This is a genomic window from Actinosynnema sp. NPDC002837 (assembly GCF_040295345.1).
GTDB lineage: Bacteria > Actinomycetota > Actinomycetes > Mycobacteriales > Pseudonocardiaceae > Actinosynnema.
Genome location: NZ_JBEOVG010000039.1, coordinates 66051 through 78009, shown reverse-complemented (window position 1 = coordinate 78009; position 11959 = coordinate 66051). Strand labels below are relative to the sequence as shown.

Below are 11959 nucleotides of genomic sequence, written 5' to 3'. Positions count from 1 at the left end.
TCGGGGCTGCCGGGGTCGCGTCCGGGGCGGCTGGTCGGGGTGGGCACGTCGGTCGGGTCGCCCCGGCCGGGCCGTGACGCCGAGGAGGTCGTCGGGTCGGTGGTGGTGCCGGAGGTGGTGGTGCTGTCGCCCGGACGGTTGGCCGGCGGTGTGCCGGTGCCGTCGCCATTGCCGGTCCCCGTGCCATTGCCGGTCCCCGTGCCGTTACCGGTCCCCGTGCCGTTACCGGAGGTGTCCGAAGTGGACGAGTCGCCGTTGCCGGAGGAGCTGTTGCCGGAGCTGTTGGTGCCGGAGGGGCTGCCGGAGGGGGTGTCGATGTCGGCCTTGCCGGTTTGCAGGAAGCCACCCGGCTTGATGTTGCCGGGGCTGAGCACGTCCAGGCCGGTGACCTTGCCGGCGAGTTTGCCGACTACCTTCATGATCTTCTCGAAGACCTCGACCAGACGCTTGAGCATCGGGGAGACCTTCTTGATGGTGTTGAGCAGGTCCTGGATGATCTTGGCGATCTTCGCGGCCCACTTCGAGATCGCGGTCACGGCCTGCGCCACGATCACCGGCGTGCCGAACCCCAGCGAGAACACCGCTTCCAACACCCACGCGATGAGCTTGCCCACCAGGTCGGCGATCAGGTCGCGCACCATCTCCCGCACGAACCCCACGACCATGCCCATCAGGCCCACGACCGTGCCCACCGTGCCCGCCGCCGACGCCGCACCCGTCAGCGCGTCACCGTGCACCGCCGAATTGGCCAGGTAGGTCTCCGCCGCCGACCCGGTCCACCCCTCGGTGCCCCGCTGCACCCCGGACGCGTACTCCTCGGCGATCTTCCCGAGCTCCTCGGCGACGTTGTTCCACGTCGTGGAGTACGACTCGATCACCGGCGGGTTCCCGGCCAGCCAGTCCAGCATCTCCTTGAGCGGCTGCATGTGCTCCATCAGGAACGACGCCGCCGAGGACAGCAACGTGCCGAACGGGTCGATCGCCATCGCCGCCGCGTCCGCGGCCAACCCGACCATGCCCAGGCCGGCCTCGACCCAGTTGCCGTCCTTGATCCCGTTGAACGTGTCCATCGCCGACTCCGCGATGGAAATACCGGTCGCCCACCCGTTGTCACCGGTACCCGCGTTGAAGAACGAACCCGACTCCGCCGGCGGCGCCTCGACTAAGGGGTTCTCGCCCGCCATCAGTCACCGGCCTTGAAGCTGTCCCGGATCGCCTCTTCCATCTCCCGGTACTGGTTGACGGTGTCCTTGACCGCCTTGCCGGCGGCGTCCATCGCCTCCACGACACCCTGGAGGGCGTCCAGCCCGTACTGCTCGACGGGGTCGAGCATCATCCGGAACGGCTGGCAGATGATGCCGTAGGCGTCGGTCGGCATGCTCACGGTCTTCGCCGCGTCCACCGCGCCCTGCAGCCGCGCGCCCAGGTCGTCCAGCTGCTTGCTGTGCGCCTCGAGCGTTTCCGCGACGATCTCGAAACCGGCCATGTGATCCCCCTGGAAGGCTGGTCAGGAAAGGAAGGACTGTCCGCCGAAGTCGTCGTCCTCGTCCGGACGGCGCGCGGGCCTGCGCGCGGGCGGCGGGGTGGGCGGTGGCGTGGCCGGCGGTCCGGGACGCGTGGCGGGCGGCGGGGGCGTGTCGTCGTCCTCGATCCCGAAGCGCATCTCACGGCCCACCGGCGGCGGCCCGGGCTCTTCGTGCGGCGGGGTGGGGAAGTTGCGCTTGGCCTCGTTGAACAGCACGTTGGCCGTCTCGTCCTGCGTGCCGATGGTCTCGGCCATGGCCTGCTGGAGCAGTTCCGGGATGCGCGCCTGCGCGCGTTGCAACGTCCTCATCACCTCGGCCGACACCTCGGCCATCCGCTTGTCCCGCGCGGACTCGGCGATCTCCAGGTGGGTCAGGATGCCGTTCGAGCCGATGGTGAGCTTGACCGAGCCGTCGCGCGAGGCCTCGGAGATGGTCATGCCCTGCACGCGGGCGGCCATCTCCTGGTAGCGCTCGGCCTTCTGCTCGATGCTCTGCTGCCACTGGCTGAGCATCCGCTCGGACGCGCCGATGTCCTCGGGCACGACGGCTCTCCCCCTCGAAGATGACGTGCGGTTGGTCCACTCAGGATGACGCAATGGTGAACGGCCCGGTTCCGCCCCCGGGTCAAATGCTCCGAACGGAGCAGGGGGCGCAACCGGGCCGTGCCGGCACTAGTTCACGCCGAGCAGGTCCACCACGAAGATCAGCGTCTCGCCGGGCTTGATCACGCCGCCCGCGCCGCGGTCGCCGTAGCCCAGGTGCGCCGGGATGACCAGCTTGCGCCGGCCGCCGACCTTCATGCCCGCGACACCGCGGTCCCAGCCGGCGATGACGCGACCCCCGCCCAGCGGGAAGCTGAACGCCTCGCCGCGGTCCCAGGAGGCGTCGAACTGCTCGCCGGTCGAGTGCGACACACCGACGTAGTGCACGTGCACGAGCTGACCGGGGGCCGCCTCGGGCCCGTCGCCGACGGTGATGTCCTCGATCACCAGGTCGGCGGGCGGGGCGCCCTCGTACGGCTCGACCTCGGGCTTGCTCGGGGCCATTTGACTCTCCTGTGGTCGCTCCGCCCCCGGACGCGAGGGCGTTGGGCAATCGGTCCTGCCCTACTCAATCATGTCGCCCCGGGTGCGGCCGATCGGCCTACGCCCGGACCGTGACCGCCGCCGCGCAACCTTTTGCCCCGTCCGTCCCGTCCTGGGTGCATGAGGCGACGGTCCTGGGGTACGCGTGCGGCGCTGTTCGGCGGCGCGGCACTGGTGGTGGGGGTGAGCGCGGCCTCCGCCGTGCCCACCGAGGCGGAGGACTGGCGGATCGTGCCGCCGATCGAAGCCGTGCCGGTGGAGCTGGTGGCGTTCGACACGTGCGACACCGCGCTGGCCGAGCTGCGCGAGGCGATCTCGCCGCACGTCGGCGCGCACGGGGTGGGCGGCCGCACGTTCCTGGCCAAGACCGACGGCGACGTCGCGATGGAGAGCCAGGCGGACTCCCGTGCAGGCAGCCCGCCCCGTGACGCCGCCGCCGTGCCCGAGCACTCCAAGACGAACGCGCACGAGGCGGGCGTCGACGAGCCGGACCTGGTCAAGACCGACGGCAAGCGGGTCGTGACGGTGGCCGACGGCAAGCTGCGGGTGCTGGACGTGGCCACCCGGCAGCTCACCGGCACGCTCGACGTGCCGGGCGGCCACGCCTCCCAACTGCTGCTGCACGAGGACCGCGCGTTCCTCATCGGCGCCGGGCACGGCATCGCGGGCCGCGGGATCGAGTTCGACGGCCCGACGGAGGTGTACGCCGAGGACTCGTCGGTGACGTTGGTCGACCTGTCCGCCGCGCCGCGCGTGCTGGGCACGCTCACCGTGGACGGCCGGTACGTCGACGCGCGCCAGGTCGGCGGCGTGGTGCGGGTGGTCGTGCACTCGGGGCCGCGGCTGCCCTGGGTGTACCCGACGAACGACCGCAGCGAGGCGGAGTCCCTGATCGCGAACCGGGAACTCGTCGCCACCGCGCCGATCGAGTCGTGGCTGCCGCGCTACGAGCTGTCCGACGCGGACGGCTCGCGCTCGGAGGGCACGCTGGTCGCGTGCGACCGGGTCAGCCACCCCGAGCAGCACTCGGCCACGTCGATGCTGTCCGTGCTGACGTTCGACTTCCCGGGCGAGCTGGGCAACGGCGACGCGGTGACGATCATGGCCGACGGCGACACCGTGTACGGCACGGGCACGTCGCTGTACGTGGCCGACGACCACCACCTGCGGCCGATGACGCGCTTCGCGCCGACCACGCCCGCGACCACGGCGATCCACCAGTTCGACGTGTCGCAGCCGGGCCCGCCGAAGCACGTCGCGTCCGGGCGGGTCGCGGGCACGCTGCTCAACCAGTACTCGCTGTCCGAGCACCAGGGTCACCTCCGGGTGGCGACGACCTCCGGTGACGCGCCGGGCATCCCCGAGCAGGCGCCCGCCACGCAGAGCGCGGTCACCGTGCTCAAGCGGGACGGCGCGACGCTCGTGGAGGTCGGCAAGGTCGACGGGCTCGGCGTCGGCGAGCGGATCTACAGCGTCCGGTTCGCCGGGCCGGTCGGGTACGTGGTGACGTTCCGGCAGGTCGACCCGCTCTACACGCTGGACCTGTCCGACCCGGCGGCGCCGCGCAAGGTCGGCGAGCTGAAGATCACCGGCTACTCGGCGTACCTGCACCCCGCCGGTGACGGGAAGCTGATCGGCGTCGGCCAGGAGGCCACGGCGCAGGGCCGCGTCACCGGCACGCAGGTGTCGCTGTTCGACGTGTCGAACCCGGCCGCGCCGGCCAAGCTCGCGGGCCACCACCTGCCCGGCGCGAGCTCGGAGGTCGAGTTCGACCCGCACGCGTTCCTGTACTGGCCGGCCCGCGACCTGGTGGTGCTGCCGGTGTTCGGGTCGGGCGCGAGCGGGTCGGCGGCGGGCGGCCTGCTGGTGCTGCGGCTCGGTGACGGCGCGTTCTCCGCGCTGGGCACGGTCCGGCACGAGCAGTCGACCTACGACCCGGGCATCCGCCGGGCGCTGGTGATCGGCGACGACCTGTGGACGGTGTCCGCCGTGGGCGTGGGCGTGGACCGGATCGACGGGTTGGCGCGGCAGGCGTGGGTGCCGTTCACCTGATCTGGTCGTGGAGCAGGCGGTGCGCGAGGACCGTGCCGCCTGCCATCGCCGCCGGCAGCACCACCAGCGCCGCCAACGGGATCAGGCACAGCAGGTAGGTCGGCACGGCGAAGCCGAGCGTGACGGCGCGCCGCTTGCGCAGCGTCCGCCGGCGCACGTCGAGCTTGAGGCCGCGCCGGGTGAACGGGATGCCGGTCAGCTCGATCGCCAGCAGCGACGCGTTGACGAGCACCGCGACCACCGGCACCACCGTCTGCCCGACGACCGGGATGAACCCGGCGGCGAACAGCGGGATGGCCAGCAGGATCGCGATGCCGACGAGCACGATCGCGTCCCGCACGCCGACCGCCGCCGACCGCAGCCAGGTCACCTGCTCCGCCTCGGGCACGCCGCCGAGGTGCGTGTCCTCGACGGTCTCCGCGATGTGCTCGTAGAACGGTCCGCCGATGATCAGCGTGATCGCGGTGAACAGCAGCAGTCCGATCGCGACGAACGCGCCGATGATCGAGAACCCGGCGGCGAACCGGGTGGCCGCGCGCAGGCCCTCGTTCCAGTCGTCGGCGAACGGCGTGACCCAGGCGGCGATCTCGTCGATCCACACCGCGAGCCCGACCAGGCCGCCGACCAGCAGCACGGTCGTGATCAACGCCGGGACGGCGCCGATGAGCAGCAGTTTCGGCGAGCGGAACACCAGCGAGAAGCCCTGGCCGAGCAGTCCGACACCGGTCGAGAAGTCCCGCAGCACCCTGATCACCGGCGGAGCATATCCACCGTGGGGCCCGTGAAGTCGAAAAACGGTGGTCGCGCCGTTCTGGGAGCGGTGCCAGACTGAGGGTCTCTGGGGAGAGGACGTTTCGTCATGGCACTGGATCACACCGAGCCCGTCCTGCTCGTGCGCAAGCGCGCGGACCTCGTCGGCGAGTGGGAGCGGAGCTGCCACCTGGCGCCGCTGCCCGACGACGGCACGCGGTCGACCCTGCTGACCCTCTGCGGGGAACAGCTCGACCTGGACATGGCCGAGCTGCTGCCGGAACCGGAGGGAATGCCCTGCGTGGCGTGCCTGCTCACGGCGCCGCCACCGCACCGCTGAACCGTCGTCGTCGGGCCGCCGTCGTCGTCAGCCGACGTGGCGGGAGAGGGCGTGGAGGTCCTTGCGGAGGTTGGCGCGGACGAACCGCGCCACGAGCGGGCCGACCAGCCGGTAGTGCCGGCCCGCGTCACCGCGGACGCGGATGGACGCCATCGTCGCGCCCGCGTGGGCGGTGTCGAACCGGTAGGTGACGTGCATCGGGAACGGCCCGGCGACCGACTTCATCTCCAGCAGCGTCGGCGGCTCGTGCGCCACCACCCGCAGCACGTAGTCGATGCGCCTGCCGAGGAAGTGCGCGGTGCGCGTGACCTCCGCGCCGACGCCGAACCCGCCGCCGGGCGCGGGCGCGCTCAGCTCGGCGCGCTTGATGCCGCGCGTCCACTCGTGGTCGTGCCGCCAGTCCATCGCGTACCGCGCCACGACCTCGGGCGGCTGGTTGATCAATCGGCGCGCGGACACGTCCACGCGCCGATTGTCCATCCGGGACGGCCCCCGCACCCGGCGAGGGCCGTGCTCTCCTAGCGACGGCGGCGGAAGCTCAACGCCCGCGCGCCGGCGCCGACGCCGGCCAGGTGCAACGCCACGCACAGCAGGCCCGCCACGAGCAGCGTGCCGCCGTCCAGGACCGAGCCGAGCGAGGCGTTCGCGAGGTCCAGCAGGAGGGCGAGGCCGAAGATGACCGCGGCGATGATCGCTAACACGGGAAACCTCCCTGGTGAGGTGGGTGACCACCAGTTACCCCGCGGCGGGGTCCGCCAAGCGCGCGTTCGGCCGCACTTCGCGGTCCGGACAGGTCAACGGCACGGCGGCAGCCGAGCGTGATCAGTTCGTCACGAATCCTTGGCCAGCCGCGGCACGCCGTCGCCCGACGCCGCCCAGGCGACCAGGCCCGCCACGTCCACCCCGTGCGGCGGGTCGTCGCGGTAGGGGATGATGTTGCGCGCGCCGCGGCTCAGCAGCGCCGAAGCGCCCGACGCGTTGCCGCGCGCGGCGTGGGTCATGCCCACGGCCAGTTGCGCCAAGCCGCGCCACAGCTCCCGCTCGGGCTCGGGCGCGGCCTTCCACGCGTCCTCCAGCACTTCGTGCGCGTGGAACGGCCGGCCGAGGTCGAGCAGGCGCTGTGCTTCGACGAGCGACTCCTCGGGCGTGCGCGGCACGCCTTCGGGCTGGCGCTCGACGCCCGGCAGCCCGTAGGGCAGCGGGCGGCCGAGCCCGTCGCGCGGGCGCGCGTTGCGGGCCCGGCCCTGCTCGTCGCGGTCGCGTGGGCTGGTCGGCACGTGGTGATCGTGTCACGAACCCCGTCACCGCGAAACGGCGCGGTTCAGCTCTTGAGCGGCCCGGAGAACCGCAGGTGGTTGCCCGACGGGTCGCGGAACGCGCAGTCGCGCACCCCGTACGCCTGGTCAATCGGCTCCTGCATGACCTCCGCGCCCGCCGCCCGGAGCCGCTCGAACGTGGCGTCGCAGTCGTCGACGCGGAAGATCGCCGCGCCCAGGGAGCCCTTGGCCATCAGCTCCGTCATCGCGGCCGCGTCGTCCGCCGGTCGGCCCATGCGCGGGTCCTCCAGGACGATCTCCACGTCGGGCTGGCCGGCCGGGCCGACCGACAGCCAGCGGAACTGCTCGATCGGCGCGTCGGTGCGCACTTCGAGGCCGATCACGTCGCGGTAGAAGGCGAGCGCCTCTTGCTGGTCGCGGACCTGCAGGAACGTGTGCGAGATCTTCATGCTCATGCGGGGAACCTATCCGCGCTGGTCAGACTCGTGCTTCTCGAGATCTGCTCGGGCGGGTGACCATTTTGGACCAGCACGCGGGCACCGCGGCGACCTCGTCGTGGCGGCGTGCCCGGTAGGCGCTGGGCGTCTCGCCGACCAGCTCGGTGAACCGCGAGCTGAACGAGCCGAGCGACGTGCAGCCGACCTCCATGCACACGTCGGTGACGCTGAGGTCGCCCCGGCGCAGCAGGGCCTTCGCGCGTTCGACGCGCCTGGTCATCAGGTAGTTGTACGGCGTCTCGCCGTAGGCCTGCTTGAACTGCCGGGCGAAGTGGGACGGCGACATCAGCGCGGCGCGCGCCATCGCCGGCACGTCCAGCGGACGGGCGTACTCGCGGTCCATCAGGTCCCGTGCCCGGCGCAGGTGGGCCAGTTCTTCCGGTCGCACGGTGACAGCCTGCCACGGCGATACTGGCGTGGTGTCCGGATCGGACTGGGTCCTGCACGTCGACCTCGACCAGTTCATCGCGGCGGTCGAGGTGGCGCGCCGGCCCGAGTTGCGCGGCAGGCCCGTGGTCGTCGGCGGAGCAGGCGACCCGACGCAGCGCGCCGTCGTGGCCACCGCGTCCTACGAGGCGAGGGAGTTCGGCGTCCACTCGGGGATGCCGTTGCGGCTGGCGAAGAAGCGCTGCCCGGACGCGGTGTTCCTGCCGTCCGACGCGCCCGCGTACGAAGAGGTGTCCGCGCACGTCATGGACGTGCTGCGGGAGCTGCCCGTGGTGGTCGAGGTGCTCGGCTGGGACGAGGCGTTCCTCGGCGCGCGCACCGACGACCCGGAGGCGCTGGCCGACACCGCGCGCCGCGCGGTCAAAGCGGAGACCGGGCTGGAGTGCTCGGTCGGCATCGGCGACAACAAGCTGCGCGCCAAGCTCGCCACCGGGTTCGCCAAGCCCGCCGGGGTGTACCGGCTGACCAGGGACAACTGGGTCGAGGTGATGGCCGGACGGCCGGTGACCGCGTTGTGGGGCATCGGGTCGCGGACCGCGGCCAAGCTCGCCGAGCTGGGCGTCGGCACGGTCGAGGAGTTGGCGCGGACCGAGCCGGAGGTGCTGGCGGCGCGGTTCGGGCCGGCGATGGGGCCGCACTTCCGGCAGCTGGCGCTGGGCGCCGGCGACACGGACGTGACCGCGACGCCGTGGGTGGCCAAGTCGCGCAGCCGGGAGACGACGTTCCAGCGGGACCTGACCGAGCCGGACCGGATCCGGGAGGAGGTCCGGCTGCTCGCGCGGCGGGTGGTCGAGGACGTGCGGGCGGAAGGGCGGCCCGCGGTCCGGGTGGTGGTGAAGGTGCGGTTCGTGCCGTTCTTCACCTACACGCGGGGCGTGTCGCTGGCGGAGCCGACGATGGAACCCGGGCCGATCGAGGACGCGGCCGTGGCGGCGTTGGCAAGATTCGAGGACACACGTGCCGTGCGCCTGCTGGGGGTGCGCGTCGAGTTCGCTGGAGGAGCGCCGTGACGAAGGTCGTGCTGAACGGCTCGGTGTCGCTCGACGGCTACAGCGCCGGGCCCAACGTGGGCGAGGAGCACCCGATGGGCGAGGGCGGCGAGCGGCTGCACGAGTGGATGTTCGCCGAGGGGTCGGACGGTGACGCGCCGTTCGCGGCGACGGTCGGCGCGGTCGTGCTGGGCAGGCGGACGTTCGACCTGGGGCTGGAGTACTGGCAGGACACGCCGTTCCCGGTGCCGAGCTTCGTGCTCACGCACGAGCGGCGCGCGCCGCTGGCGATGAAGTCGGCGGCGTTCACGTTCGTCACCGACGGCCCGGAGAGCGCGATCGCCCAGGCCCGTGCGGCGGCGGGGGACAAGGACGTGCTGGTCATGGCGGCCGCGGAGTCGGCGGGGCACGTGCTGCGCGCCGGGCTGGTCGACGAGATCCGGCTCCAGCTGGTGCCCGTGCTGCTCGGCGGGGGCTCGCGGCTGCTGGACGGCCTCCCGCCCGCGGAGCTCGAGCGGATCGAGGCCGTCGAGGCGGACGACGTCCTGCACCTGCGGTTCCGCGTGCTCAGGTGACCTCGGTCCAGGTCGAGCGACGAGATGAGGTCGCGGTAGATCTTGCCCGGCTCGTGGACACCGCGGCGAGCCCGACACGCCCCCGTGCCGGGCTCGCCTCATTGCCGGCGTTTGCCCAGTTCGTCGTGGCCATGGACGACAGCATCGTGTACGTGGCGCCGCCGGACGTCGGCGCGCTCGGCTTTCCAGCCAGTCCCTGCACTGGCTGTATTCCGTGTTGCCTTGGTGAAGGCCGATGTTCGGTGCTGCTCGATGCGAAGCCCGACCGACACCTCAGACGCCATGGTGATCCCCGCCCAGGGTCGTGATCGGAGCTTCCGGATACCGGGACACGGTTCCCGGCGATGTTCGTGGCCGCCTCGTCCGGAGTGGCCGATGAGGAGCAGGGCGCGGCCTCCGCGTTGACCACCACGTCGCAGCAGGTCGGCGGCTCGCCGTCGTTCCGCGTCACCGCGCCGAGGCGGTGATGTCCTCCAGCACGGCGTAGAGCCGGGCGGCGGCGGTCCGGTCGAACTCGGGCCTGGCCAGGTCGACCGGCGCGCCCGCGCGCGAGGCGGTGAGGGCGGCGGCGGGCGGGTCCGCCAGGAACCGGTGGACCTGGTCCGCCGCGTCGGCCGTCGACCGGGCGAACAGGCGGGCCACCAGGTCCAGCGCCCGGCCGCGCGCACCGCCGACCTGCGCGCCGAGCCCGCTGTCCACGAACATCGGGTTGTGCAGGACGTACCGCACCGCGCTGCCCGGGTGGCGGTCGGCGAACCCCGCGCCGAGCAGGTCGGCGGCCCGCGCGCCCTGGCTGACCGCCCCGAACGCCCGGAACCCGCGGCTGAGCGCGAGGTCGTCCCACTGGATGCCCGGTCCGCGCAGCCCGGCCACGCCGCACAGGCTCACCACCACCGGCGCGGCGGAGCGCTCCAGCACCGGCAGCAACCGTTCCACCAGCGCGAACCGGCTCACCGCGTAGAGCGCGAACGAGTGCTCCAAGCCGTCGGCGGTGACCACGCGGCGCGGGGTGAAGCGGCCCGCGCCGAGCACGAGGTGGTCGACCACGTCGAACCGGGCCGCCACCTCGTCGGCCACCGCGGCCGTGCCGGCGACCGTGCCGAGGTCGCCTCGAATCAGCTCGACCCCGTCCGGCGCGGCGGCCGACCGGCCCACGACCGCGACGCGGTGCCCCTCGCTCGCGAGCCGTTCCGCCAGGGCCCGGCCGATGCCGTTCGTGCCGCCCGTGATCACCGCGTTCGCCATAACCTGAAGCCTGGTGCGCACCGCGACGACCCGGAAGAAGGCACATCCATGTCACTGGTCCCCGCGCCGGTCACGGTCGCCGACCGCGCCGCCTGCTCGGTGTCCGGCCTGCTGGCCCGGGTCGGCGACAAGTGGAGCCTGCTGCTGCTGGCCCTGCTCGCCGAACGGCCCTACGGCTTCAACGAGCTGGACCGCGCGGTGCACGGGCTGAGCCGCCGCATCCTCACCCGCACCCTGCGCAACCTCGAGCGCGACGGCCTCGTCAGCCGGGACGTGCGGCCGGGCAAGGCCGCCGGCGTCACGTACGCGGCGACCGCGCTCGGCCGCTCCCTGCTGGACCTCGTCGTCCCCTTGGGACGGTGGGCGCTGCGGCACGAGGACGAGATCGAGGCCGCGCGTTCGGCCTACGACAACGCTTCCAGCACCCGCCGCGCGGTGTCCACACTGGACTGAGGGTTCTGGCCGGTGACCAGGTTGCCGTCCACGACGACCGTGCTGGACCACGCCGGACCGGTCTGCGGGACCGCGCCGAGCTCGCGCAGCCGCGCCTCCACGAAGTACGGCACGGCCAAGCCGCCTTGGCGCTCCTCCTCGTCGGTGAACACGGTCAGCCGCCGCCCGGCGAACGCGAACGAGCCGTCCTCGCGCACCGCGGACAGCAGCCCGGCCGGGCCGTGGCACAGCGCGCCGACGACCTTGCCCGCCTCGTCGAACGCCACCAGCAGCCGACCGAGGTCCGCGTCGGACGCGAGGTCCGCCATCGGGCCGTGCCCGCCGGGCAGCAGCACGCCGTCGTAGTCGGCCACGTCGACGTCCGCCAGCCGCAGCGGCGCCGCCAACTCGTCGTCGATGGACGCCAGGTAGGCGCCGAACTCCTCGGTCACGCTGACCGCGTCCACGGTGGGCCGCGCGCCGCCCGGGGTGGCGATGTCCACCCGCACGCCCGCGTCCCGCAGCACGCGCACCGACTCGACCACTTCCTCCGCCCAGAACCCGGTGGGGTGGCTCGACCCGTCGGCCAGCACCAGCCGGTCGGCCGCCGAGACGACCACGAGAACCCTGCTCATCCGTTTCATCCCTCTCGAGAAGTCGCTGTACTGCTCGGACAACGACCACCCCATCACGTTTCATCCGGTAGCGTGCGGCCGGCCATAAGCCTTCTTATAACTCTGGAGT

General features: G+C 72.5%; 18 protein-coding genes. 6 read left to right on the top strand and 12 right to left on the bottom strand.

All coding sequences use genetic code 11. The annotated features are described in order from the left end of the window. From ABTZ99_RS25000 to ABTZ99_RS24985, 4 genes are all read right to left on the bottom strand, one after another. Nucleotides 1-1184, bottom strand: a 1184-nt coding sequence (locus ABTZ99_RS25000) for a WXG100 family type VII secretion target (RefSeq protein WP_499614411.1), incomplete at its 3' end; no start/stop codon positions are given. Beyond that, nucleotides 1184-1486 (bottom strand): type VII secretion target, encoded by a 303-nt coding sequence (locus tag ABTZ99_RS24995; RefSeq protein ID WP_499614409.1) that lies wholly within the window; start codon nt 1484-1486, stop codon nt 1184-1186. The genes ABTZ99_RS24995 and ABTZ99_RS25000, both read right to left, overlap by 1 nt. 21 nt (nt 1487-1507) lie before the next feature. Then, nucleotides 1508-2068: a YbaB/EbfC family nucleoid-associated protein gene (locus ABTZ99_RS24990; protein ID WP_499614406.1), complete on the bottom strand. Its 561-nt coding sequence runs from the start codon at nt 2066-2068 to the stop codon at nt 1508-1510. A gap of 129 nt (nt 2069-2197) precedes the next feature. Continuing rightward, on the bottom strand, nt 2198-2572 hold the full coding sequence (locus tag ABTZ99_RS24985) for an FKBP-type peptidyl-prolyl cis-trans isomerase (RefSeq protein ID WP_230572641.1): 375 nt from the start codon (nt 2570-2572) through the stop codon (nt 2198-2200). Between the two features lie 159 nt (nt 2573-2731). Between ABTZ99_RS24985 and ABTZ99_RS24980 the strand changes: the two genes are divergently transcribed. Further along, nucleotides 2732-4663 carry a beta-propeller domain-containing protein gene (locus ABTZ99_RS24980; protein ID WP_499614403.1) on the top strand — a complete coding sequence of 644 codons (1932 nt, stop codon included), beginning with the start codon at nt 2732-2734 and terminating at the stop codon, nt 4661-4663. On the opposite strand, the gene ABTZ99_RS24975 is transcribed toward ABTZ99_RS24980, so the two are convergent. After that, nucleotides 4656-5408, bottom strand: coding sequence for an EI24 domain-containing protein (locus ABTZ99_RS24975; protein ID WP_498782543.1), 753 nt, complete (start codon nt 5406-5408; stop codon nt 4656-4658). The genes ABTZ99_RS24980 and ABTZ99_RS24975 overlap by 8 nt on opposite strands. Nucleotides 5409-5522: 114 nt before the next feature. On the opposite strand from ABTZ99_RS24975, the gene ABTZ99_RS24970 reads away from it, so the two are divergent. After that, nucleotides 5523-5753, top strand: a complete 231-nt coding sequence (locus ABTZ99_RS24970; RefSeq protein WP_498782408.1) for a hypothetical protein — start codon at nt 5523-5525, stop codon at nt 5751-5753. Between the two features lie 27 nt (nt 5754-5780). On the opposite strand, the gene ABTZ99_RS24965 is transcribed toward ABTZ99_RS24970, so the two are convergent. The 5 genes from ABTZ99_RS24965 to ABTZ99_RS24945 form a co-directional block, all read right to left on the bottom strand. Next, nucleotides 5781-6218, bottom strand: coding sequence for an SRPBCC family protein (locus ABTZ99_RS24965; protein WP_498782410.1), 438 nt, complete (start codon nt 6216-6218; stop codon nt 5781-5783). A gap of 53 nt (nt 6219-6271) precedes the next feature. Then, complete coding sequence (locus tag ABTZ99_RS24960) at nt 6272-6454, bottom strand: hypothetical protein (RefSeq protein ID WP_053722518.1); 183 nt, start codon at nt 6452-6454, stop codon at nt 6272-6274. Nucleotides 6455-6583: 129 nt separating this feature from the next. After that, complete coding sequence (locus ABTZ99_RS24955) at nt 6584-7030, bottom strand: DUF309 domain-containing protein (RefSeq protein WP_499614398.1); 447 nt, start codon at nt 7028-7030, stop codon at nt 6584-6586. A gap of 44 nt (nt 7031-7074) precedes the next feature. After that, on the bottom strand, nt 7075-7485 hold the full coding sequence (locus ABTZ99_RS24950; RefSeq protein ID WP_499614395.1) for a VOC family protein: 411 nt from the start codon (nt 7483-7485) through the stop codon (nt 7075-7077). A 22-nt stretch (nt 7486-7507) separates the two neighbouring features. Next, complete coding sequence (locus tag ABTZ99_RS24945; RefSeq protein WP_499614392.1) at nt 7508-7915, bottom strand: helix-turn-helix transcriptional regulator; 408 nt, start codon at nt 7913-7915, stop codon at nt 7508-7510. Nucleotides 7916-7946: 31 nt separating this feature from the next. Between ABTZ99_RS24945 and ABTZ99_RS24940 the strand changes: the two genes are divergently transcribed. The 3 genes from ABTZ99_RS24940 (at nt 7947) to ABTZ99_RS24930 (ending at nt 10005) form a co-directional block, all read left to right on the top strand. Further along, nucleotides 7947-8984: a DNA polymerase IV gene (locus ABTZ99_RS24940; RefSeq protein WP_498782419.1), complete on the top strand. Its 1038-nt coding sequence runs from the start codon at nt 7947-7949 to the stop codon at nt 8982-8984. Next, the gene (locus ABTZ99_RS24935; RefSeq protein WP_499614389.1) at nt 8981-9538 is read left to right on the top strand and encodes a dihydrofolate reductase family protein; all 558 of its coding nucleotides are present in this window, start codon (nt 8981-8983) and stop codon (nt 9536-9538) included. Before ABTZ99_RS24940 ends, ABTZ99_RS24935 begins: the two co-directional genes overlap by 4 nt. Nucleotides 9539-9882: 344 nt before the next feature. After that, on the top strand, nt 9883-10005 hold the full coding sequence (locus tag ABTZ99_RS24930; protein WP_499614386.1) for a hypothetical protein: 123 nt from the start codon (nt 9883-9885) through the stop codon (nt 10003-10005). Here the strand turns inward: ABTZ99_RS24930 and ABTZ99_RS24925 are convergent. Then, entirely contained in the window at nt 9986-10783 is a 798-nt protein-coding gene (locus ABTZ99_RS24925) for an SDR family NAD(P)-dependent oxidoreductase (RefSeq protein WP_499614383.1), read from the bottom strand. The genes ABTZ99_RS24930 and ABTZ99_RS24925 overlap by 20 nt on opposite strands. A 48-nt stretch (nt 10784-10831) precedes the next feature. Here ABTZ99_RS24925 and ABTZ99_RS24920 point away from each other — a divergent pair, with 48 nt between their 5' ends. Further along, the gene (locus tag ABTZ99_RS24920; RefSeq protein WP_498782427.1) at nt 10832-11236 is read left to right on the top strand and encodes a winged helix-turn-helix transcriptional regulator; all 405 of its coding nucleotides are present in this window, start codon (nt 10832-10834) and stop codon (nt 11234-11236) included. On the opposite strand, the gene ABTZ99_RS24915 is transcribed toward ABTZ99_RS24920, so the two are convergent. Next, entirely contained in the window at nt 11188-11850 is a 663-nt protein-coding gene (locus ABTZ99_RS24915) for a type 1 glutamine amidotransferase domain-containing protein (protein WP_499614380.1), read from the bottom strand. The genes ABTZ99_RS24920 and ABTZ99_RS24915 overlap by 49 nt on opposite strands. Between the last annotated feature and the right edge of the window lie 109 nt (nt 11851-11959).